This window comes from Anabaena cylindrica UHCC 0172 (genome assembly GCF_034931625.1).
Classification (GTDB): Bacteria; Cyanobacteriota; Cyanobacteriia; order Cyanobacteriales; family Nostocaceae; genus Anabaena; species Anabaena cylindrica_A.
This window is the reverse complement of record NZ_JAYGGY010000101.1, coordinates 1-25524: the sequence shown is the minus strand read 5'-3', so window position 1 is coordinate 25524 and position 25524 is coordinate 1. Positions and strand designations below refer to the sequence as shown.

The window sequence follows — 25524 nt, the reverse complement described above, 5'->3', positions numbered from 1 at the left end:
ATAATTTCTTGAATAAAGATTACTGGATTCAAGGAACTTTTTTATACATATAATGTAGATTATAAAAAATCAACATATCGGTTATTTCGTAAAACCTTAATATAAAATCTAACTTGTAATTGAATGTAGAGAACTCCACAAAAAGAAATGCCCAATGTCATTTTGTATCCCTGACGGGAGCGTATGACTCCTACATCGTCACGCAAGCTATAGCCATACGGAACGAAGTGTAGTGTTCGCGTAGCGTTCTGAAGGAAAGAATCCTCCGAGATGCTGAGTGTAGCGAAGCATGACAAAACAGGATCATTTATTCTATCGGCTTGTCTGAACTGTATTTTCATCCCATAAAGTATTGAAATAATTCCTTAAAAGCTAGATAACATTATATTCAGCGTATTTACTAGCGGAGTTAATCACAATGTCAAAACAGCAAGGTAAAAAAATCTCACCCATCCCAATGTCAGCCGATATTGGAGTGGTTGATTTGATTAATAATTACTTCACCGCTTACAACTCAGCACGCTTGCGAGAAGCCTGTCAACTACTCAGTCATGATGTATTTACAGACAGGGTTACAGTGGGAGTTAGCCTTTCCGGAGCAATGACACCAGCCGGATTTGGTGTTTCTGCCCTTGCACCCTTAATTCGCAATGGTTTTATTGACTGGATGATTAGTACAGGTGCAAATCTTTACCACGATATGCATTACGGTTTGGGTTTTGAACTCTTTGCCGGTAGTCCATTTTTAGATGATGTCAAATTGCGCGAAGAAGGTACCATCAGAATCTATGACATTATTTTTGGCTATGATGTGCTACTAGAAACTGACGCTTTTATTCGCAAAATTCTCCAAGCGGAACCTTTCCAAAAACGCATGGGAACAGCTGAATTCCATTATTTGCTGGGTAAGTATGTACGAGAAGTAGAAAAGCAATTAGGTGTCGAACATTCTTGTTTATTAGCCACAGCTTATGAATGCGGCGTACCGATTTATACTTCTTCTCCAGGTGACAGTTCCATTGGCATGAATGTAGCAGCATTAGCATTGGAAGGCTCAAAATTGATATTAGATCCAGCCATTGACGTAAATGAAACAGCAGCTATTGCTTATGGTGCGAGGGAAACAGACGGTAAAAGTGCGGCTGTAATTATCGGTGGTGGCAGTCCTAAAAACTTTTTATTGCAAACACAACCGCAAATTCACGAAGTACTGGGATTAGAAGAACGAGGACATGATTTCTTTGTCCAGTTTACCGATGCCAGACCAGATACAGGTGGTTTGTCAGGGGCAACTCCAGCGGAAGCTGTAAGTTGGGGTAAGATTGACCCAGATGAGTTACCTAGCACCATTGTTTGTTATACAGATAGTACGATCGCTCTGCCATTAGTCACAGCTTATGTTCTTAATCAATGTCAACCTCGTACCCTAAAACGTTTGTATGATAGACGAGATGAATTGTTAGGCACATTACAAAAAGACTACTTAGCAGCTAAAGACAAGCCAGCAAGTGAAAGTAATTCACAGCAAGCGGCTACTTATCCCTGCGGTACACCAGTGAGAAAATAATACAGACCATCAACTTAGAATAAAGGTGGGTTAACAACATCTTAACCCACTCTAAAATCTCATCTTTCTTGACAAAATTATCTCTGCAAACTGCGAGGATCAAGGGCATCGCGCAACCCATCCCCTAGTAAATTAAATGCTAACACAGTCAGGATAATCAAAATTGCTGGCGGCAAAATCAGCCAAGGTTGTAAAACTAAAATAGACGCATTACTTGCCAAAGAAAGCATATTTCCCCAAGAAGGATCTGGTTGTTGAATCCCTAAACCAATTAGACTCAATACAGCTTCAGCACCAATAAAACTAGGAATTGTCAGAGTCGCTGAAATAACTATATAGCTGGCAGTTTGGGGCAAAACGTGCCGCATAATAATATATATTGGCTTACCACCCATTGCCTGTGCTGCTTGTACAAATTCTCGCTCTTTAATTGATAGTACCTGCCCACGAATGACCCTTGCTAAACCAGCCCAACTAATCACAGAAGTAATGACTACAATTAATAAAAACCGCTGCGTACTAGTTAATTGTGGACTTAAAACTCCTGACAATGCTGCCAACAAATAAATACTCGGAAAAGTCATCAGCACTTCTGCTAAACGCATGATTACACTATCAATCACACCGCCAAAATAACCAGAAATCCCACCTATCAATAAACCGAGAGGATAGGTGATAATAATCCCAAAAATCCCAATAAATAAACTAATACGACCACCATAGAGTAGTCTACTAAATTGATCTCGCCCTTGGTCATCAGTACCCAACAGGTTAAATTTTGCTTCACCAGTTGAGCCAAACAAATGCAAATTCAGAGGAATACCAGGGATAACAGTTACTTCATCCCACTTAGGAGGTAATGGCAAACTGAGTTGAAATAATCTATATTCTGGACCAGAGACAAATAAACCCAATGGTGAAGACTTTTTAAAATCTACAATTAGTTTTCGTTCCCCTGTTTCTAAATTTGTATCCCCTTGAGTTGTCGGATATATGTGCGGGCCAATAAATTTACCTGCCGGAGAAACCCAGTAAATACGAGTCGGTGGCAGCAATGAACCATTTGGCTGTGATTCATATGGGTTATAAGGTGCAATCAAGTCAGCCCCAACTACTGCCAAATAGAAAACTAACAGTAAAGTTGCCCCAAATCGCGCCAAAGGATTTTTTTGTAGTCTCTGCCACCAATTCATAATTTTTTATCACAAATCAAACAATTTTAGATTTTCGATTGACCCCATATCATTAATGACTATCTAAGCATTTAACTGTTCAGCTAAATACCGTAATTCCTCATTTTGTTTTTCATGTTCGACAACAAAAACATTGGAATAAAGATTGGCTAAAACTTGTTTTCCTTGTTGTGTTAGAGATAGATAATGGAGTCCTTCTTTAATATAAGGATAGACACCATGCCAATAAAATTTGGCGTAGTTTTTGCGTAAATCTCCAGGATTTTGATAGCCTAAAGCTTTATTTATCCCCGTTTCTTCAAATTCATAAAACAAACTTGTGATTTTTTTTAAGTAACGCGGATCACTTAATTGCCCAATTAAATCAGCAGCACGTACTAATCCAGCAAAGTGATTGCTATCTTGATGATCATCTGCATGAGGTACTGGGAAACGAGTTAATTCAATATTGCGTTTAATCGCTTCCGAATCTATTAAATAATGTCCACCAAATCGCTCATCAATAAATAGTTTTGCCCGATCTACATGATAGGGTGTAAGACTAGCATCAGAAGCACCTGAAGGGAGAGAAACCATGTTGCCATTCTGCCCGGTAGCATATAGGCTTTCTGATTCTTTGTCTTCACGACAAACTCCTTTCACATAGCCGATATCATGACACAATAAGGAAATGATTACGTGTAACCAGTCTTCACTAGAAACACCACCTTCGCGGATGTGTTTACCACGCAAAATTTCTTGTCCAACTAGAGTAACGAGGACTGAGTGTTCAACATTGTGATATAAGGCATCGCTATTGGCAATATTTTCTAAAGCCATATTACCTGCCCAAGCTATAATATCTTGATAATCAGTTTTTAAGCCACCGTAAGTACGTTGGTAGCCTGATCTAATTTGATTTACAAAAGCACTAATGATAATTTCAGTTGTATTGAACATACTGGATACTCAGGTATATATTTTGTATAATCGAGTCCGCTTCAATTTCGGCTTGTGGCTCGCACTCACAAAGGATAGCTTTCTCAAAATGAAGAAAGCTTTTCAGGTGGACGAAGCGCATGGAATAATGAGGAAGTTAGTATAGTCAGAGACTTTGATGCTTTAAACCGCCTTTGAATTAAGTTTACATTATCCTTCTCAATTTTTCCTAGCACATGAGTTAAGTTCATTGTTCAGAACCCAGTATAGGCTATGAGCAAAGGAAATTATTTTTATTCCCTGTAGAAAATTAATGCTCCTGGCAGATCAGATCATTTAAAATTTGCTTTTTAGGTTTTACTAAATTTATGATATTATGTCTAATGACATAAATTTGTGATTATTACTCATTGCGGGTGTAATTCAGTGGTAGAATGTCTGCTTCCCATGCAGAATGTCGTGGGTTCAAGTCCCATCGCCCGCTTTTAAAATTTGAGCAATGATACATGGTGTTCAATTATTGTACTAGGTTTATCAGCATGGTGCTGTGTATATCTATATTGCTGACTAGAAAATGAATTGAGACGCAAGAGCTAAAACTCTTTCCCTCCTATCAACAGGTGATAAATCAATTACCACCTGTTTTGTCAACGCGCTTTTTTGATAAGGTTATTAATTAGGGTTTGCTGCGGAGCGTGCCGTTAGGCATATAAACCAAACACCTATATATACTAAAAACGGGTTAAAAGTGTCATTCTGAACGAAGTGTTCGCGTAGCGTGCCGTAGGCTCTAGAATCTCCGAGATACTTCCCTGCACTACGTTACGGTCAGTATGACATAAGTCCAAGTTTGACCCGTTTGCAGTATATATCAATAGTTTGAAGGTTGAAAATGTAAATAAGGTACAAGAAATAAGCGTTGACATCATCAAAATCAAAAACCCATCACTTGACCAGATTCAAGACTATTCTTACCTCCTTCTAATTCTGACTCCTGACTCCCTAATTAGGGTTTGCTGATAGCGAAAAAACAAAAGTATGTAACAAAAAGTAAAGTTGCCCAAAAGCCTCTTCCCTCCTGCCTTGTCATAACGACAATTTTTAACGCCGACTTACTTAATTACGTTGCCACATCTTGATTGTATTATCAGCACTACCACTAAATATAGTATTTCCGTCAACACTGAAAGCTAAACAATGAATAGTTAATGAATGTTCTGCAAGAGTATTTATTAATTCTTTTGTCTCCAGATACCAAATCTTAATTGTTTTATCAATACTACCACTTGCTAAACTTTTACCATCAGGACTGAAAGCAACGCTAGTTATAGAATCTGTATGTCCCAAAAATGTGTGAATGAGTTCTCCTGTTGCCAAGTGCCAAAGTTTAATTGTTTTATCATGACTACCAGTAGCAAAAAATTTACTATCAGGACTAATAGCTATAGTATTAATTGCATCGGCATGATCAGTCATGCTAATCATTTCTACTCCTGTTTTAATATTCCATATTTTGATAGTTTTGTCACAATCACAGCTAATTAATTTTTTTCCATCTGGGGTAAAGACAACAGAGTTAACATAATTTTCATGATTAGTGAGAGTATAAATTAACTTTTCAGTGCTTAAATCCCATATTTTAATAGTTTTATCTAAACTTGCAGATGCAAATGTTTTACCATCAGAGCTAAAATTAACTGAAGTTACGCAACCTGAATGCTCAATGAAAGTTTTACTTTTAAAGGAATACCATAATTTAAATGTTTTGTCATAACTACCACTAGCTATTATTTCTCCATTAGGAGAAAAAGCAACTGATGAAATATAGTTTGAATGACCATTTAAACTATTAAGCAGTTCACTATTTTGAACATCCCAGATTTTAATTGTCTTATCAGCACTACCACTTGCAAATGTTTTGCCATCAGGATTGACAGCAATCGAAAAAACATGATTTGAATGTCCATATAAAGTATTTACACAACTCCATAATGTTGGTTTTTCTATTTGCACAAATGCTAGTTGTTTTAATTCATAATTATATACTTCTCTATACTTTTGCAGGATCAACCTTAGTTTTTGCAGCATTTCACTTGTCCAGACTGAAGGAAAGTCCGCACTTAATTTAAATAATTGAGGTTCATAATTTGGGTTAATATTCAAGTAATACCAATCTGCTAAAAATGCTGCTAAGAGTTTGTGTAAAATAACTATAGTGTGCCTGATTGCACGCAAACTCTTAGTTTCATCACTACCAGATTCTTCAAGTTGTCCTTTAACTTCTTCCCAATTCCAAGGTTCAAAAGATAAAGAAACTGGTTCGTGCAGTCCCCAAAATTTGACATTGAAATAAACTTCATGATCTGTGATATCAGTGTAAATAATTGCCGTTGGGACAGCGGACAAAATGGTTTCTAATTGTTTTACTTCTGCATCAAAAATTGAACGTTCAAAATATTTACCGTAAAACTCTACGGGACAAAAATCACTGTGAAGAGGGTAATATTTTTCTAAAAATAGTTTTAATTGATTGCGAATTTCTTTTTTGAGACTATCACGGAAAGATATAGGAAAATCGTCACTAATATCTGGTGGTGGAATTAAAATTAGTAACCGTGGTTTTTTTTGTTCATCTACAAAAATCCGCTGTGCTTCATCACGACTTAAGACACCAGGCCATTTTTGTTGGTCGAAAATTCCCTGAATTTCTTTTTGTTTAAGTTCAATTGCTTTAGATGTCGTCTCTCGACTCAAGTTTAGATACAATGAACTTAACTTACCTCTATCCTCCATCTCTTCCCGTTTTAATTGCATTAACCTCTTTTCTCTTTCATCTGCTGTAAATGTGATTTCTATATCTGTAGAAAGAGGTACTTGTTGAATTTCCAAAAATTCTTTTTTTCTAGCTTCTCGACGGTTGTAATAATCTACCTCTGCTTGTATTACCCGCTGATCTTGTCTAACTTTTTGAATTCTTACAGGTAAGTTAATTTTATTTTCTTTAACTAGTGTTTGGTTAATAAATGCGGAAATAACTCGGTTAGTAGTATCAGTAACAAAATCTACAGCAGCACCAACAATATCAAATGTCATATAGGTTATGAGGATAAGTAAATTTAACACTTAGCCAATTTTAGCCGTTAAATTTCTGATTGTGTACGTAAAGACTTAATTTTGTTAGTATCAATTTTTTGGAATTGCCTGTGAACCTATGAACCAAGAAAGTTTAACCCCCTTCTTCTGGGGGTGCTACTTTGTACATAGTATTAAAATTGCCCGTTGGCGGACATAAAAACCCTCCACGAAACAGTGGGGAGGGGGACTAGATTTTTGGTTACATAGTGTTTTTAGGGTTGGAAACTCATTCTGGGGAAGGATGTGTATGCACCGTGGTTCTGAGGTGAGGGGTTGATGCTAATTTGCTTTTATATTGAATAATATAATGGGAAAGATTTAGCGTCTTTGGACTTGACATACACACGTTCTTGCGATTCTAATTTTAGCTCATCGAAGCGATCGCGTGTGAGATGTGCTGTCATAATTTGTCCGTCATCTAGTTTTAGCTCTACTTGAATTTCCCAACCTAAATGAATTACACGACTCACTGTAGCAGGTGCGGTTGTACCGTTAGCCACCCTTTCCAAAATTACATCTTGGGGACGTAAAAACGTTTCTGGGTGGGCTGAATTAAAGCCACTGGCCTGAAAAATTTTCGAGTTGCTGGATAAAACATTCACTGGGCCAATAAAGCTCATGACAAATGCTGAAGCGGGATGGTCATAAATTTCTGCTGGTGTTCCTACCTGTTCTACCTTGCCTTTATTCATCACCACGATTTCGTCTGATACTTCCATTGCTTCTTCTTGGTCGTGGGTGACGAAAACGGTGGTAACGTGAACTTCATCATGGAGACGACGTAACCAAGCCCGTAAGTCTTTACGGACTTTAGCGTCTAATGCGCCAAATGGTTCATCTAGTAATAATACGTTAGGTTCTACAGCTAAGGCTCTGGCTAGGGCTACACGTTGCCTTTGTCCTCCAGAAAGTTGAGAAGGATAGCGATCGCCTAATCCAGCCAATTGCACTAATTCTAACAACTGGTCTACCCTGCCCTTAATCTTCTTTTGGGGTGTTTTGCGAATTTCTAAACCAAAGGCGATATTTTGTCGCACGTTCAGATGCTTAAATAAAGCATAGTGCTGGAACACAAAGCCAATATTTCTTTCTTGCACACTTTGATATGTAGCATCCTTCCCTGTTAGAAAGATTTTGCCGCTATCTGGCATTTCTAAACCAGAAATTAAGCGCAGCAGGGTAGATTTACCAGACCCGGATGGACCTAATAAAGCAACCAGTGAACCACTATTAATTTCTAAACTCACTTGATCAACGGCTTGGAAACTACCAAATTGCTTAGAGACATTCTCAACTACTATGCCCACTGGTTTTATACCTCTGCTATTAATCTACGGTTTACGGGTAGGATTACTGTGATATTATTTATATCATATACAGTAATTTTTGAATAAAAAAAATCACAAAGACTTAAATGTATCAACGGGTACAATCTAAGAAACTATCTCAGTAGCACACTCAACTTAAGAATGGTGTTGAGGGCTGGAATATTGCTGAAAGAGTTTTTGATTTATGTTGTTGATACCCAGTAATTGCGGAAACACCAACTTTTCTAGTAAAAGAATCCCAAACTGAAACTTGCATATTTTGTTAGGTGTGTATGAAATAGTTAATTCTTCTAGTTACCATCCACTAATATCTAGTCATAAATCCTCATGACCGTTTTTAACCTCAGTTTTCATGTCGAAATGTTAAAGAATATTGCATTTATCTCAAAACCTTAAGGGAAAGCGCCAAAACAACCAAAAGTCCGTGATACGATTTTCTGGGTAAATGTGAAGATTGGGAGAAAACCTTTGACACTACGGGTTGCGGTTGTTGGTTCAGGCCCAGCTGGTTCATCTGCCGCTGAGACACTGGCAAAAGCTGGAATTGAAACTTATCTCATTGAGCGCAAGCTTGATAACGCTAAACCATGTGGGGGAGCTATTCCTCTGTGTATGGTGAGTGAATTTGACCTACCACCAGAGATTATCGATCGCCAAGTGCGGAAGATGAAAATGATTTCGCCCTCAAATCGTGAGGTTGATATCAATCTGATAAATGAAGATGAATATATAGGAATGTGCCGTCGTGAAGTCATGGATGGTTTCATGCGCGATCGCGCGGCTAAGTTAGGCGCAATTTTAATTAATGCCACAGTTCACAAACTTGATATCCCCACAAATAACACTGATCCTTATACCATTCATTATGTAGACCATACTGAAACTGGAACCCAAGGAGTTGCCAAAACCCTGAAGGTGGATTTAGTGATTGGGGCTGATGGGGCGAATTCCCGCATTGCGAAGGAAATGGATGCTGGGGATTACAATTATGCGATCGCATTCCAAGAACGCATTCGTCTACCCCAAGACAAAATGGACTACTACAACGACCTCGCCGAAATGTATGTTGGCGATGACGTTTCCACCGACTTCTACGCTTGGGTATTCCCCAAATATGACCACGTAGCGGTAGGTACTGGCACAATGCACATTAACAAAGCCAGAATCAAACAATTCCAAGCTGGTATTCGCGCCCGTGCTTCCGAAAAATTAGCCGGTGGTGAAATCATCAAAGTAGAAGCCCACCCCATCCCTGAACATCCCCGTCCCCGTCGCGTTGTCGGACGCATTGCATTGGTAGGAGATGCAGCAGGTTATGTGACCAAATCCTCTGGTGAAGGCATTTACTTTGCAGCTAAATCTGGTCGGATGTGTGCCGAAGCCATTGTCGAAGCAGCCAACGGTGGTGCGCGGATTCCCACAGAAGGCGATCTCAAGGTATACCTAAAGCGTTGGGATAAGAAATACGGACTCACCTACAAGGTGTTAGACATTCTGCAAAGTGTCTTCTATCGCTCCGATGCTACCCGCGAAGCATTTGTAGAAATGTGTGATGATTTGGATGTACAGAAACTAACATTCGATAGTTATTTGTATAAAACCGTAGTTCCAGCGAACCCCATCACCCAACTAAAAATTACTGCCAAAACCATTGGTAGCTTAATTCGCGGTAACGCCCTCGCGCCCTAAATCTCTTTTTAATCTAAATACGAAAATGTAGAGATGATGCAAAAACTTCTCTACATTTTTTTATTTATGGCTCAATTTATGGTTAGGGTTTCGCAGTCCTTGACTGTATTTCATCTGAGAAATGTTAATCACGCTAAAAAGCTTAAACACGCAATATTGTGTCTCTCAATCGGTTAATCTGGTTCATAGGTTCGATTGTGTAGTAACTTTCTGTGAAACCCTTTCCCTGTCTTATTCGCAAGCTTTTTCTTTATTTTTTCTGCACAGAGTTTTTACTTACTGACTATTGTTGTATTGGATACTTCTAATATCGCCATTTTCAGCGGAATCAGGATTGTTAGATTGCATAAATTTGTGGGTATCTTAATTACAGTAATGAACTTAATGAACTCCCCACTCAATTACTAATTCTCAAGCCAATGACATCCACAACACCTCAATTCCGGGAAATTTCTGGTTACACCATTACTGAACAACTCTATCTAGGTTCTCGGACAGCAGTGTATAGAGCAGTACAAAATAATCGGCAATTGCCCGTAGTAATTAAGGTGTTGCAACGAAAATACCCCACATTTGGGGAATTGGTACAGTTTCGCAATCAGTATGCCATAGCCAAAAACCTACCCATTGGTGGTATTATTCAACCACTTAGCCTGGAAAAATTTGGCAATAGCTATGCCCTGGTGATGGCAGATTGGGGTGGAGTATCCCTAGAAAAATACATTCAGCAACATCAATTAGACTTAACTGATAAATTAGCGATCGCTCTGCAAATAACGGACATTCTCCACGAATTACATTCTTTTCGGGTAATCCACAAAGATATCAAACCCGCCAACATCCTCATTCATCCAGAGTCTAAGCAAGTTAAGTTGATTGACTTTAGCATTGCTTCAGTGCTACCCAAAGAAACCCAGGAAATCCAAAATCCCAACACTTTGGAAGGAACCCTGGCTTATTTAGCACCAGAACAAACGGGACGGATGAATCGCGGTATTGATTACCGTAGTGATTTTTATGCCTTCGGTGTCACCCTATATCAATTATTCACAGGTCGTTTACCCTTCATTACCGAAGACCCCTTGGAATTAGTTCATTGTCACATTGCCAAGATTGCCACACCTGTGCATCAGGTAAATACAGATGTGTCTAAAATGCTGGGGGCAATAGTCGCCAAACTGATGGCGAAAAATGCCGAAGACCGCTATCAAAGTGCTTTGGGACTTAAGCATGATTTGGATGAGTGTTTAAGCCAGTGGAAAAAAACTGGTTCAATAGCCGAGTTTGAATTGGGACAGAGGGATTTGTGCGATCGCTTCCTAATTCCCGAAAAACTCTACGGACGGGAGGAGGAAGTACAAATCCTGCTAGATGCTTTTGAAAGGGTTGCCCAAGGTGCTTCAGAAATGATGCTGGTGGCTGGATTCTCTGGTATTGGTAAAACAGCCGTCGTCAACGAAGTGCATAAGCCCATTCTCAAGCAACGGGGTTACTTCATCAAAGGTAAATTCGACCAGTTTAATCGCAATATTCCCTTCTCAGCTTTTGTGCAAGCCTTCCGGGATTTAATGGGGCAATTGCTCAGTGAAAGTGATACGCAGATACAGGAATGGAAAACTCAGATTTTAGCAGCACTGGGAGAAAATGCCCAAGTGATTGTGGAATTAATTCCCGAACTGGAGCGAATTATTGGAGTACAACCGACCGCACCGGAATTATCGGGAACTGCTGCCCAAAATCGGTTTAATTTGCTGTTCCAAAGGTTCATTCAGGTATTTACCACCCTGGAACATCCTCTAGTAATGTTCCTCGATGATTTGCAATGGGCAGATTCGGCTTCCCTGAATTTGATTCAGGTGTTGATGGCTGAAAAGCAAACGGGTCATTTGTTGCTCTTAGGAGCCTATCGAGATAATGAAGTTTTTGCTGCCCACCCCTTGCTCTTGACCCTCAATGATATCGAGAAAGCGGGAGCAACCATCCAGACCATCACCCTGCAACCCCTGAGTTTTAACAGTCTCAATCACTTGGTGGCGGATACTCTCCATGCTCCGGCAACAGTAGTGCAACCCCTGACAGAACTGGTGATGCAAAAAACAAAAGGTAATCCTTTCTTTGTAACTCAGTTTCTCAAGGTGCTGCATCAGGATGAGCTGATTACTTTTGATCGCAATGCAGGGCATTGGCAATGTGACATTGTGCAAGTTCAAGATGCTGCTTTAACGAATGATGTCGTCGAGTTTATGGCGTTGCAGTTACAAAAGCTGCCGGAATCGACGCAACATATCTTGAAACTGGCGGCTTGTGTTGGCGCGTACTTTGATTTGGAGACGTTGGCGATCTCCTCCGAACAGCCCCAAACAGAAGTCGCAACCTCCCTCTGGAAGGCTTTGCAGGAAGGCTTGATTCTGCCGCAAAGCGATATGTACAAATTTTATTTAGGCGAAGCCCAAGCAGAGGAAGACCAACCGCAGGAAACACTGCATTACAAGTTTTTGCATGATCGCGTTCAACAAGCGGCATATTCCCTGATTCCTGATGAGCAAAAACAGGCAACCCATCTCAAAATAGGACAATTACTGCGGCACAACGCCTCTGGGCAGGAACAAGAAGAGCGGCTATTTGAAACTGTGAACCATTTAAACCTTGGTTTAGCTCTCATCACCGAACGCCAAGCACAGGAAGATTTAGCAGAGTTGAACCTAGCAGCGGGACGCAAGGCGAAACTCTCAACTGCTTACAAAACGGCGATTTCCTATCTCGCTACAGGCATTGATTTATTACCAGATAAAGCTTGGGAGAGTCATTACCCCCTCACCTTGGCGCTCCATCAAGAGATTACGGAAGCGAGCTATCTCAACACCGATTCTGAGCAGATGGAACAATGGGCTGAAACTGTTTTAACCCATGCTCGCTCATTGCTGGACAAAATCACCATCTATGAGGTCAAGATTCAAGCTTGCATGGCTCAAAATCAACAGATAGAAGCTTTGCAGTTAGCGAAGGAGGTGCTGGAACGTTTGGGCGTGCATCTACCAGAACAACCCACCCACGCAGATATCGGACAAGCACTTCAGTATACCCAAGAATTACTCGACGGTAAGTCGATCAACTCCTTGCAAACGCTACCGACAATGACCGCAGCAGAACCAAAAGCGTCAATGGTTATCTTATCCAGTATCATAACCGCCGCTTACCACGCCGCACCAGATCTGTTGCCTTTGGTTATCTTTGCCCAAATCAACCTATCCATGCAATATGGCAATGCCCCAGAATCAACCTATAGCTACATCATGTACGGACTAATGCAAATTGTCATGTTGCAAGACATTGATGCAGGCTATCGCTTCGGGCAATTCGGGATGAATCTTTTGCAGCACTTCCATAACTCTAAACTCACTGCAAAAACTATTTTGGGATTTAATGTTTACCTTAGATATTTCAAAGAACCAGCACAAGATACCCTCAACGGATTTTTGCAAGCGTACTCCTGCGGCTTAGAAACAGGCGATCTGGAGTATGCCAGCCTCAGCCTGCTGTGTTATGACTACACGGCTTATTTTTGCGGGCAGGAACTCTCCTCCCTCAAACAAGCGATGGAAGATCATCGCCAGGTAATGCAGCAATTTGGTCAGGATATCTACTTTAACATTCAAGGTAGCTACTATCACTCTGTCCTGAACCTACTGGAGACTAAACCCGAACCAGATCGCTTGTGTAGTGATCTCTATGATGAGAACGATATGATTCTGCTTCATCGTGAAGCCCATCAATTTCTGGCATTGTTCCAACTTTATTTCAACAAACTAATCCTTTCTTATCTATTCGAGCGATACGAACAGGCACTGGAAAATGCCCGCATCACAGAACAATATTTGCACGCAGCCGCTGGACTGATACATATTCCGCTATTTTCTTTTTACGACGCATTGGTTCAGCTAGCAATCTATCCAACTGTTAGCCAAACTGAGCAGACTAGTATTTTAGAGCAAGTCACTGCCCATCAAAAGCATCTAGATCAGCTAGCTGTTCATGCACCGAGCAACCAATCTCATCGCTGTGCGTTGGTTGCCGCAGAAAAATGTCGAGTCGTAGGAAATACTTCTCAAGTAATAGAAATGTACGATCGCGCTATTGCTGGAGCAAAAGAAAACGGCTTCATTCAGGACGAAGCCCTCGCCAACGAACTTGCAGCCAAGTTTTATCTCAACTGGGGCAAAGAAAAAGTCGCCGCAGGTTATATGCAGGAAGCCTACTACTGCTATTCCCGTTGGGGAGCCAAAGCTAAAACCGATGATCTACAACAACGCTATCCCCATCTACTGCGCCCCATTCTACAGGAAACAGAAGTATCAGCTGGTACTTGGAACACCTTAATGACGATTGCCTCGCCAACCATTTACGGTTCCAGTACTCAAAAAAGCTCCAGCAGTACTAGCATTAATCAAGCCCTCGATTTTGCTGCCATTCTCAAAGCTTCTCAAGCTCTCTCCAGCACTATTGAACTCGATGACCTTCTGCATCAACTGACTCAAATTATCTTGCAAAATTCGGGAGGCGATCGCTGTGCGTTGATACTCCCCAATGAAGTCGGGGAATGGCAAGTGCGAGCTATTGCCTCCCTAGATAAGACACAACTTTGTACTGAACCGCTCACAAATAATCCCAATCTCCCACTCAAATTGATTCAGTATGTCAAAAACACCCAAAAAACTGTGGTTATTGACGAACTGAAAACTGATTTACCCGTGATTGATGACTACCTCATGGAACGCCAACCCAAGAGTGTGCTGTGTTTACCACTATTAAATCAAGGTCAACTCATTGGCATTTTATATCTCAAAAATCACTTTACCGTTGGTGCGTTTACTAGCGATCGCGTGGAAATATTAAACTTCCTCACAACCCAAGCAGCGATTTCTTTGGAAAATGCTCGGCTGTATCAACAGTCCCAGCAGGCTCTTATGCAACTTCGGGACAATGAAACCCGCTTTCAAAATCTGGCGGCTAATATTCCCGGCATGGTTTATCAGTTCTGTCTAGCTCCTGATGGCTCAACCGCAACTCCCTATGTTAGTTTCGGTTGCCTTGATCTCTATGAACTAGATCCCAACGATGTAATGACGGGAAAACGTAGCGTATATGCTATGCACCATCCTGAAGATGAGGCGGCTATCGTCCAAGCCATGATTGAATCGACTCAAAACCTAACTCCGTTTATCGAAGAATGGCGAATCATCACCCCATCCGGGAAAGTGAAATGGCTCCAGGCTGCCGCTCGTCCCGAAAAAAAGACAGATGGCTCGGTTGTCTGGGACGGCATTGTGCTGGATGTGAGCGATCGCAAATGTGCCGAAGCCGCAGTTATTCAGAAATCCCAGGCACTTGAACAGACCATGCAGGAGTTACAGAACGCTCATCTGCAAATGGTGCAAAGCGAGAAAATGGCTTCCCTGGGGAATCTCGTTGCTGGAGTCGCCCACGAAATCAACAACCCCATCGGTTTCCTCAATGGCAGTATCAGCAACGCCAAAGACAATGTACAAGACTTATTGGAGTATCTAGAAGCTTATCATCAACAGCAACCACCCACAGATGAAGTGGAAGAATTAGCCCAAGACATTGACTTAGAATTCCTCCTGGAAGATTTACCCAAGTTGCTTGATGCCATGAAAGGGGCAACAGACCGCATCAAAAATATTAGCACCAGTTTACGTACTTTCTCCCGTGCTGATACTGACTACAAAGTCAGTGCCAACCTCCATGAAGGTCTTGATAGTACCCTATTGATTTTGAAATATCGCCTCAAAGCTAACGAGCATCGTCCAGCAATTCAAATTACTAAAGACTACGGGGATTTATCCACAATTGAATGCTTCCCTGGACAGTTAAACCAGGTATTTATGAATATCCTGGCAAATGCCATCGATGTGTTTGATGAAATGTCACAAACCCAATCTTTCAAAGAAATAGAAGCCAATCCCCAACAAATTACCATCCGTACTCACGTCGAATTAAACCAAATTCATATCCGTATTCGTGATAATGGCAAAGGCATGAGTTCCGATGTGCAAGCTAAAATCTTTGACCATTTGTTTACCACTAAAGACGTAGGTAAGGGTACTGGATTGGGATTGGTGATCGCCCGCCAAATTGTGGTGGAAAAACATGATGGTAGCTTAAATGTATGCTCTGAGCCTGGTCAAGGAACTGAGTTCTGCATTAGTTTACCCATCATTGGTAGTAAGTCAGCAAATTTTCGGTGGTAAATCTTTGGATCTTTGGTTCTATACCTTCAACTAGCGATCGCTTTACCAACTTTGATACCATAGTCAATCAAATTGGCTGTTGCTGCTATCCCTCCCACTACTGTAGCCACAAAAACTATGTCATCTGCACCGAAAACCCGGTTTGGCGACTTCTGCACCTTGATTGAACTTGTAAACAAATCTTCATTGACTTTATAGCCGATATCAAAAAAATAACTCTAAAAAGTCTCCTATTGTCTAGCTTCATGAATTAGTTTACAACTTAAATAGGATATCGCTATCTCAACACAAAGGACAAATAAAATAGATAAAGACGAGGAATAATACCAAGTAGGTGATAAATTTATTCCTCAACACTTTTTAGATACTTGTGTTTTATGTTCTTTGTTACTAACTTAATTTCCGCGCTTGTATAACCTGCAAACTACCACCAGCATATAAACTTGGTTCACCTACCTCAAACCCATACTCTCTTAACAAAGCGGGTAAATCAGTCTTTAATAACTGCCAAGCAGTCTCCGTTTCAAATAACCAGAAAAACACCGACAAACCAGGCCAAAATATAGGATTTGTTGGTGTGTGAAAATCTACCAACGTAAACACACCCCCTGGCTTTAAAACCCGATAAACCTCTTGAATGATTTTTCGTAATTGCTCAGGCTGCATTTCGTGTAAAGCGGCACTTGTATGGATGAGATCAAATAAATTATCTGCAAAGGGCATATTTTCCGCAAAAGCTTCTATATAAGTAGCATTCGGCACATTTCGCCGCGCCCGTTGCAAAGATAATGGGGAAGCATCCAGCCCTGTAACATTTTGTGATAATTTCACTAAAAATTCTGTGGTTTGACCACTACCACAACATAAATCTAGAATTTGAGTATCTGAGTTTATTGTTAAACCTTGTAAAGCGAGTTGGCGGAAACGACCTTCACCACCCACAGTTAAGGCGGCTAAACGCGATATGCCATCATATAACCATTGATAGCGATAACTCCAGTCTCTGAAAATAGTTGCCATTGCATCTTTCCTACCGATAAAGCTTTATATTTAATTAAAGATATATTGTGAACATTAGTAAAAAATCTGAAAGGTTGGGGGAAAGTAACTGCTATGGGTCGTGTAGGCGTATTATTACTCAATCTCGGAGGCCCCGATAAATTAGAAGATGTCGGGCCGTTTTTATACAATCTGTTTTCTGATCCCGAAATTATTCGTCTACCCTTTCGCTGGATGCAAAAACCTTTGGCTTGGTTTATTGCTACAAGACGAACTAAAACATCTCAAGAAAATTATAAGTATATCGGTGGTGGTTCTCCATTACGGCGGATTACAGAAGAACAAGGGGCAGCACTGAAGGCACAATTAGATGCTTTGGGGAAAGAAGCAAATATTTATGTAGGAATGCGTTATTGGCATCCATATACAGAAGAAGCGATCGCACAACTATCTCAGGATAATATTGAAAGTCTGGTAATCTTACCACTTTACCCTCAATTTTCTATCAGTACTAGTGGTTCCAGCTTCCGACTCTTAGATCAACTGTGGCGCGAAAACCCCAAATTACAACCACTGGAATACACCGTTATTCCTTCCTGGTACAAACAACCAGGCTACCTACAAGCAATGGCAGAACTGATCATTCAGCAACTCAATCAATACCCTGATCCTGATCAAGTGCATATCTTTTTTAGTGCCCACGGCGTTCCTAAAAGCTATGTTGTCGAAGCGGGTGATCCTTATCAGCAGGAAATTGAGGAATGTACTCAGCTGATCATGCAAACCCTAAATCGCCCCAATGCCCACACCCTAGCTTATCAAAGCCGTGTTGGTCCTGTGGAATGGCTGCAACCTTATACAGAGGATGCTCTCAAAGAACTAGGTGCAAAAGGTGTTAAAGATTTAGTGGTTGTACCGATCAGTTTTGTCTCAGAACACATCGAGACATTGCAAGAAATCGACATTGAATATCGAGAAATAGCCGAAGAAGCCGGAATTCACAACTTCCGTCGTGCCGCTGCGCCGAATACCCATCCGGTATTTATTAAAGCACTGGCAGACTTGGTAATTGAATCACTAGAAAAACCCAGCCTCAAACTTTCGCAAGTCACCCAAATGAAGAAAAGGGTGAGAATGTACCCTCAAGAACGTTGGGAATGGGGTTTGACAACTAGCGCTGAAGTCTGGAATGGTCGAATTGCCATGCTAGGTTTCATTGCTTTAATTATCGAATTAATAACTGGTAAAGGCTTACTTCATGCGATCGGACTTTTGTAAAAATAGCAGGGTAGAAATTTTAATTATTCACAAAATAGACTAAAAATACCGGATTTAACCCCTAAAAACCCAAAAATTTAGGGGTTAAGTATTTTCAGCGACACTCTCTCTCTTATGCCTTCAGCACGCTATGCCAAAAAGTAAGTGATCCCATTTTACGAAAAGCCTGATACAAATTATTGGTGTTTAATTCTCTCCACTGCACCCTTGCTGCCTATTTGTATCAACTTTCAAAATGAAACGGTATGAGAGGTTTCTTTTTGTTTGAGCTAAAATTGTCTACAGACGACGATTTTGCCAGTACCACTGATACCACTGTTTAGCGCTATGAATTGCAAACCAGAGGAGAATTAAGGCAATTAATCCTCCTTGCCAGGGAGCATCAACGGCAAACAGCACCAGTAGAACACACAACATATCTTGAAGAAAAACTGCCCACAACGGCAAGCCACGCAAGCGATAAAACCAACCTAATTGAACTAGTTGGAGTACCAAAGCCAAGGAACCACCAATACAAGCAATTATCCAGCTTGGCATTGCTGTTGCTGAAGCAACGGCTAATCCCATAATTGCGCCTACGATGGGAGATAAAAATAACTGAATTTGTTGTACTATTCTTTGCCCACTTAGCCTTTTGGAAGCAAATAGCTCAAATAGTGACCAACTAGTGAGTAAACAGATTAATACATAAGGAGAAATACGTGATAACAGCGGAACTTGAGACCAGAGGTTGCTGCCTTGTAACAGCCCAATGATGAGCAAGGGCGTACCTATTCTCAATCCAGCAGCGGCAGCAGCAGAGAGCGTGGCGAGAATTTCAATCATTGGAATATCCCTATTATGAATAAAGGAGCAAAAGAGAGTTGTGAATATTTAGTTTTATTGAAAATAATTTTTGTACAACACTGGGATTAACTAGTCTGTACATAGTAGATGCATTTTTGATGTTATATATACAGTTATAATTCATACTTATCATGTTTGGGTAAATTTTAGGAGCAATTTAAAATTGCTGAGAATAAACTGTAATATTTGTCTAGAATACAGTAATTATATTTTAATATATAGTATGTTATTATACGGTGACTGGTAATTACTTGTTACGTAAGAATTCAGGAGTCAGGAGTCAGGAGGAAGAAGAATATTTTTCTCTTCTGTTCCCTTCTATATCAAATATCCTGAATCCTTACCTCGTTATACAAAAACTCCTGGTGCTGTTTTTTTCAGCAGATTGAAAATTCTGTAATTTATTTTTACAAAAATTTGAATCACTTACATAAATTTTTATATAAGTCCTATTGTTTGCATCAGCATCTTAAGTTTATATTATAATGAGTACGAAATCTTCAAAAGGATATACATGATTTTGAAGATGAAATAATAATATGGATGATAAATTCTGAAAATCCTATAATCCTGGTTATCCTGATTCTGACAATTAAAGATTTGGATGGGCATCTTGCCCATCCAACAAGATGATAGAATTATCTAAACTACAACCTTTTCCAATATCAATTTAGAACGCTTAACTTGTTCAGGAATGGCCACAGGATAATTACCAGTAAAACAAGCTGAACAGAAACTATTAGTATCTTCTCTTGTTTCTTCTAACATTCCTTCCCAACTCAAATAAGCGAGACTATCAACTTCTAATTGCTTGGCTATTTCTGCTACTGATTTAGTAGCTGCAATTAATTGATCCTGTGTATCAGTATCAATACCATAGAAGCAAGGATGAGTCACAGGTGGGGAAGAAATCCGCATATGTACTTCCTCTGCACCAGATTCACGCAAGGTTTTAACGAGTTTACGGCTAGTAGTTCCTCTGACAATGGAATCATCAACAATGATGACTCTTTTACCTGCAAGCACATCTTTGAGGGGATTGAGTTTCATTCGCAAACCTAATTCTCTCATGGTTTGGGTGGGTTGAATGAAGGTGCGTCCGACGTAGCGATTTTTAATTAATCCTTCACCGTAGGGTATGCCAGAAGCTTGGGAAAATCCAATTGCCGCAGGTATGCCAGAATCAGGAACCCCAAAAACTATATCGGCATTTACGGGGGATTCTTTGGCTATTCTGCGTCCTAAGCGCATTCGATAACTGTATAAAGTTTCGTTGTGCATGAGGCTATCAGGACGGGCAAAGTAGATCATTTCAAAGATACACAATTTGCGTTCAGGCTTTTGACTCCAATGGAAGGAGGCTAAACCGGCTTCGGTGATCCAAACTAATTCCCCTGGTTCGACATCACGCAGGTATTCTGCACCGATAATATCTAAACCGCAAGTTTCGGAAGCGAGTACGTAACGGATAGGATCACTATCTAAAGTACCAATTACCAAGGGACGGATGCCGTTGGGGTCACGTACACCCATGATACCATCCGGTGTGCCAATGACTAGACTAAATGCGCCTTCACAACGGTTAAAGGCACGAATAGAACCTTCTAACCAATCTAAACCGGCGTTGACTTCTTGAGCGATCGCATAAGCAATCATTTCTGAATCTGTGGATGTCACTAAGTTAAAATTACTTTTGAGTAATTCTTCTCTTAATTGCACAGTATTGACTAAATTACCATTGTGTGCTAGTGCCAATGAACCTAAACGAGTTTCCACAACAGCGGGTTGGGCGTTAACTTTCCGGCTAGAACCAGTTGTTGAATAGCGAGTATGACCAACAGCTAATTCACCGGGTAATTCTTCTAAAATAGTTTCATTAAAAACTTGAGACACCAAGCCCATATCTTTGTGCAGGTGTACGTGCGTACCTTCAAAGGTAGCAATACCAGCAGACTCTTGACCCCTGTGCTGGAGGGCATACAATCCAAAATAGGTCATTTTAGCAACGTCTTGTTCTGGGGCGTAAATGCCAAAAACACCACAAGCTTCTTCTGGCTTGTCTGGGCGATTTTCATGACTTTCGGTTTGGTTGTTGGCAAGTTGGGGGTATTCATCCGAAGTGACGGAATGGATAGGAATCATGCTGATTTTACTCCTGGTGGGGTGTCGAGTCAGTGGGAACTGGGGGGGATGGAGATTGGGAATTGGGGATTGGGAATTGGGAATAATTAATTTTTCTTCTGACTCCTGACTCCTGAATCCTGACTCCTGCTTCTTAATAAATCTTTAACCATCCATTAAAACAGTATCGTAAATTGGTTAAGAATTACGTATGAATTGTAAATTTTCATGCGTAATCCTTGATTTTTTGATGTTGCTTAAGTATTGGTGTAGATAGCGAGACGTTTAGAGATTGCTAAAGAATAGCGATCGCTCATATCTTCGAGACTAACCTGGAGTAACTTATGGTTATCTGCGGTTAAAATCTCCAAATTACCAGAATTAGCCACTGTTCCCAGCTTTTGCCAATTCTCTGGAATATGCTCCTGTAAATAGGATTCCCATTTTTCTTGGTTTTCTTCACTGACAGAAACTAAAATTCTCGCCCCACCTTCACCAAATAGAATTTCATCAAAGCGGGAATCGTGATTTGCACTAAGTGGGAAATGAATTTCTGCCCCCAAATTTCCAGAAAGACAAGATTCTGCTATGGCAACAGTCACACCACCCTCAGCCGAATCATGGGCAGAATTTACCCAACCAGCGCGAATACCATGACGACAAGCTTTTTGGACAAGACGTTCTAAATCAAAATCAATTCTAGGGGGCTTACCTGCGATCGTATGATGAATCGTTGCCAAATATTCAGAACCTCCCAATTCAATTTTAGATTTTGGACTTTGGATTTTGGATGAAACTGGAATACCCAAAAGATAAATTATGTCCCCTGGATTTTGCCAACCTTGTCCGCAAATTTTACTCAAATCTTCAATCAAACCCACCATACCCACAACCGGAGTCGGGTAAATTGGTTGACGATTACCTTCCGCATCAAAAGTTTCATTGTAAAGAGAGACATTTCCCCCAGTTACCGGCGTTCCCAACTCCCGACAACCCTCACTTAAACCCCGACAAGCAGACGCTAATTGCCAATAACCAATGGGTTTTTCTGGACTACCAAAATTGAGGTTATCCGTCACAGCAATGGGTTCAGCACCCACACAGCTAAGATTCCGGGCAGCTTCCGCCACCACTGCCTTAGCCCCTTCATAAGGGTCAAGATAGACATAACGAGAATTACAATCTACTGTAGCCGCAACACCGGATTTGAGATTGGCAATTGGGGATGTGAGATTGGGGGTTTCTTCTAAAGGACGTAACCGCACCACAGCAGCATCAGCACCACCAGGTAACAAGACTGTATTATTCTGAACTTGATGGTCATATTGGCGATAAACCCAGCTTTTAGAAGCAATGCTGGGAGTATCTAGCAAAGTCAATAAAATCTGATTCCAAGTTTGCAGACTTCCTGCAATTTCAATACCCGCAGCATTGCAAGCAGGTAAACTATCACTTGTCCAAGCCCAAGCTTTTTGGGCATATTCGGGGGCTTCTATTAATAATTCTCTTTCATACAAAGGTGTATTTTCCGCTAAAGCATCAGCCGGAATTTCGGCAGCTATTTTCCCCTCAAACCAAATCCTGACAATAGGTTCTTCAATTACCGTACCTGCAACCACCGCTTGCAGTCCCCAACGGTGGAAAATATCAATTAATTCCTGTTCTCGTCCCTTTTCGGCAACAAACAACATTCGTTCTTGAGATTCCGAAAGCAGGTATTCATAAGGAATCATTCCCGATTCCCGCACCGGAATTTTATCTAAATCGAAATCAATCCCCACACCACCTTTAGCCGCCATTTCCGAAGTTGAACAGGTGATACCCGCAGCCCCCATATCCTGTGCCGCAACTACAGCCCCAGTTTTAAATGCCTCTAAACAAGCTTCAATTAAAGACTTTTCGACAAATGGATCTCCTACTTGCACAGCGGGACGGTTATCCATTGATTCATCCGTTAATTCCGCACTGGCAAAACTTGCCCCACCCATGCCATCCCGTCCGGTGGTTGAACCCACATACAAAACAGGATTTCCGAAGCCTGAAGCCCCAGATTTAACAATTTCTGACGTTTCCATCAAACCCAAAGCCATGACGTTGACAAGGGGATTTCCAGAGTAGGCGGGGTCAAAATACACTTCACCCCCTACAGTCGGTACTCCAACGCAATTACCATAATGTGAAATACCAGATACTACACCTGTAAACAATCTTTGGGTTTTCGGATCATTCAAATCTCCAAAACGGAGAGAATTTAATAAGGCTATGGGACGCGCCCCCATGGTAAAAATATCTCTTAATATCCCACCAACTCCAGTTGCAGCACCTTGGAATGGTTCAACGGCGGAAGGGTGGTTATGGGATTCTATTTTAAACGCTAATTGTAGTCCGTCGCCGATATCCACAACTCCGGCATTTTCACCTGGTCCAACGAGAATGCGGGAACCTGTCGTGGGAAACTGTTTGAGTAAAGGGCGGGAATTTTTATAACAGCAATGTTCTGACCACATCACCCCAAACATACCTAGTTCGGCTTTATTGGGATGACGACCTAAGCGGCGGACAATTTCGGTATATTCTTCTGGTTTTATGCCTTCTGAGGCAATTTCTTGGGGAGAAAAGGGATTTTCGGAGATGGTGGTCATGGAAGTTATGCACCAAGAGGACAGAGGAATATTCTATCTGAGATTCCTCACTTCTTATTTTTATCTTGTCAATAAATTCTGAATTGATGTTCAGAAGTCGGGGATCTAGAGATATAAAGAGATTAAGACTACTGACTTTTTTTTAATCTTGTCACATTTTTTGGCTAGATTGTTATTTCTGCCATGTTGTTCTAAGGTTTTTCTGATTCAAGAGGATGAAAATTCACATCTTCATAAAGTTCTGTCATTGTCCCTGCAAAATTAATACTTTTCAATTGAAATGATGCTTGTTTTTCCACATAAGACTGTAAAATCCAAAGTCCCTCATCATTGCGTCTGAAAGATTCAACTCTCGTTTTTTTTTGTATTAATTAAAACATATTCTTGCAAAATTTCCAACATTTGATAATCAGCAAATTTATCACCTCTATCAAATCCTTCGGTAGAATTAGATAAAACTTCAATTATTAAACAAGGAAATCTTTTATAACCTGGAGTTTCTTGATCTCGTGAATCACAAGTTACCATCACATCAGGATAGTAAAATCTATTTAAAGATTCTATTCTCGCTTTCATATCAGCGATATATACCCGACAACCAGAACCCCGAACGTGATTACGGAGTAAAGAGAATATATTACCAGCTATAGTAACATGAGGATCAAGTGTGCCAGCCATTGCATAAATATATCCATCAATATATTCATGTTTAACCGTGCTTTTTTCTTCCATTGCTAAATATTCTTCTGGTGTGATGTAAAAATCGGAAGAAGCAATCATAATTTCATAACCTCCTAAAACAAACTGCATTAAAATCTTCGTCTTTCTTCAATCATTTCACGAATTAAGTTTTTATCTAAACCTACTTCTTATCTTAGTTGTTGCATTCTACCAATTGCGTCTTGAATTGATTGTTTAGTAGTAATTTTTCTCCAAGCATTATGTTTTATTATGGTAGTTTCTGGATTATCTAATGGTTGGAAAAACTATCAATACTTCTACAGATTTATCTTTGAAATCTGTATGGGGTTGGATTTTTAATATACCATCTGTGCCGATATGTGCTAGCAATTTCATCGGTTCCATTTTTTACTACTATTTTGAGGTACAGGTTTTAAACCAGCACGGAGTAATTCTGGTTCACGTCCTTCTTCTTCTAATTCTAAAAAAGTTTCTAGATAAGCGGTAGAGTGTTCTTCATTTTGAAGAGATGAAATTAGATAATCTTGGTAACTTCTACTTTTACTGGTTGCTGTTTTCACTTCTGTCATAATCTCTCCAGTATTCTTTAGCTGTCAATATATCTTGTTCTTGGGTACTTTTATCTCCGTCACAGAGTCAAAGTATTATTTTTGACTAGATTTGTCCAAAATAGATCCAGTAGGCAGGTCCATAGTTAATTTTAAGTTCACAGACTCCTTCCCTAACTGCGCGGTAGTTTCTTAAATTGCCTAACCTAACTCGTTTTAGTCTTTTTTCTATTGTATACTAAAAACGGGTGGCAACTTTACTTTTAAAATCACTAAGAGTATTGATATA

General features: G+C 40.3%; 14 protein-coding genes, 1 tRNA gene and 1 pseudogene. 5 read left to right on the top strand and 11 right to left on the bottom strand.

Annotation, left to right across the window (positions count from 1 at the left end; translation table 11 throughout):
- Positions 1-418: 418 nt before the first annotated feature.
- Positions 419-1567, top strand: a complete 1149-nt coding sequence (locus VB713_RS22660) for a homospermidine biosynthesis protein (RefSeq protein ID WP_323313763.1) — start codon at positions 419-421, stop codon at positions 1565-1567.
- A gap of 77 nt (positions 1568-1644) precedes the next feature.
- Here VB713_RS22660 and VB713_RS22655 read toward each other — a convergent pair whose 3' ends face one another.
- Together VB713_RS22655 and VB713_RS22650 are read right to left on the bottom strand one after the other, a co-directional pair.
- Entirely contained in the window at positions 1645-2760 is a 1116-nt protein-coding gene (locus tag VB713_RS22655) for an ABC transporter permease (protein WP_323313762.1), read from the bottom strand.
- Positions 2761-2823: 63 nt separating this feature from the next.
- A complete protein-coding gene (locus VB713_RS22650) occupies positions 2824-3699 on the bottom strand; it encodes an Npun_R2479 family HD domain-containing metalloprotein (protein WP_323313761.1) in 876 nt (291 codons plus the stop codon).
- Between the two features lie 391 nt (positions 3700-4090).
- Here VB713_RS22650 and VB713_RS22645 point away from each other — a divergent pair.
- Positions 4091-4162, top strand: a tRNA-Gly gene (locus VB713_RS22645).
- Positions 4163-4794: 632 nt separating this feature from the next.
- Here the strand turns inward: VB713_RS22645 and VB713_RS22640 are convergent.
- Both VB713_RS22640 and VB713_RS22635 read right to left on the bottom strand, forming a co-directional pair.
- A complete protein-coding gene (locus VB713_RS22640) occupies positions 4795-6771 on the bottom strand; it encodes a WD40 repeat domain-containing protein (protein ID WP_323313760.1) in 1977 nt (658 codons plus the stop codon).
- 332 nt (positions 6772-7103) lie between these two features.
- Positions 7104-8120 (bottom strand): sulfate/molybdate ABC transporter ATP-binding protein, encoded by a 1017-nt coding sequence (locus tag VB713_RS22635; RefSeq protein WP_323313759.1) that lies wholly within the window; start codon positions 8118-8120, stop codon positions 7104-7106.
- Between the two features lie 489 nt (positions 8121-8609).
- On the opposite strand from VB713_RS22635, the gene chlP reads away from it, so the two are divergent.
- A complete protein-coding gene (gene chlP, locus VB713_RS22630; protein WP_323313758.1) occupies positions 8610-9830 on the top strand; it encodes a geranylgeranyl reductase in 1221 nt (406 codons plus the stop codon).
- A gap of 419 nt (positions 9831-10249) precedes the next feature.
- Entirely contained in the window at positions 10250-16099 is a 5850-nt protein-coding gene (locus VB713_RS22625; RefSeq protein ID WP_323313757.1) for an AAA family ATPase, read from the top strand.
- A 26-nt stretch (positions 16100-16125) separates the two neighbouring features.
- Here the strand turns inward: VB713_RS22625 and VB713_RS22620 are convergent, their stop codons facing one another.
- Positions 16126-16257: a hypothetical protein gene (locus VB713_RS22620; RefSeq protein ID WP_323313756.1), complete on the bottom strand. Its 132-nt coding sequence runs from the start codon at positions 16255-16257 to the stop codon at positions 16126-16128.
- A gap of 232 nt (positions 16258-16489) precedes the next feature.
- Positions 16490-17119: a class I SAM-dependent methyltransferase gene (locus VB713_RS22615; protein WP_323313755.1), complete on the bottom strand. Its 630-nt coding sequence runs from the start codon at positions 17117-17119 to the stop codon at positions 16490-16492.
- A gap of 93 nt (positions 17120-17212) precedes the next feature.
- On the opposite strand from VB713_RS22615, the gene hemH reads away from it, so the two are divergent.
- Positions 17213-18376 carry a ferrochelatase gene (gene hemH / locus VB713_RS22610; RefSeq protein ID WP_323313754.1) on the top strand — a complete coding sequence of 388 codons (1164 nt, stop codon included), beginning with the start codon at positions 17213-17215 and terminating at the stop codon, positions 18374-18376.
- Positions 18377-18655: 279 nt separating this feature from the next.
- On the opposite strand, the gene VB713_RS22605 is transcribed toward hemH, so the two are convergent.
- From VB713_RS22605 to VB713_RS22585, 5 genes and pseudogenes are all read right to left on the bottom strand, one after another.
- Positions 18656-19201: a DUF4126 domain-containing protein gene (locus VB713_RS22605; RefSeq protein ID WP_015216663.1), complete on the bottom strand. Its 546-nt coding sequence runs from the start codon at positions 19199-19201 to the stop codon at positions 18656-18658.
- 663 nt (positions 19202-19864) lie between these two features.
- Positions 19865-21364, bottom strand: a complete 1500-nt coding sequence (gene purF / locus VB713_RS22600) for an amidophosphoribosyltransferase (RefSeq protein ID WP_323313753.1) — start codon at positions 21362-21364, stop codon at positions 19865-19867.
- A 236-nt stretch (positions 21365-21600) separates the two neighbouring features.
- Complete coding sequence (gene purL, locus VB713_RS22595; protein ID WP_323313752.1) at positions 21601-23985, bottom strand: phosphoribosylformylglycinamidine synthase subunit PurL; 2385 nt, start codon at positions 23983-23985, stop codon at positions 21601-21603.
- Between the two features lie 191 nt (positions 23986-24176).
- Positions 24177-24765: pseudogene (locus VB713_RS22590) on the bottom strand (Uma2 family endonuclease).
- Between the two features lie 293 nt (positions 24766-25058).
- Positions 25059-25256 (bottom strand): hypothetical protein, encoded by a 198-nt coding sequence (locus tag VB713_RS22585; RefSeq protein WP_323313751.1) that lies wholly within the window; start codon positions 25254-25256, stop codon positions 25059-25061.
- Between the last annotated feature and the right edge of the window lie 268 nt (positions 25257-25524).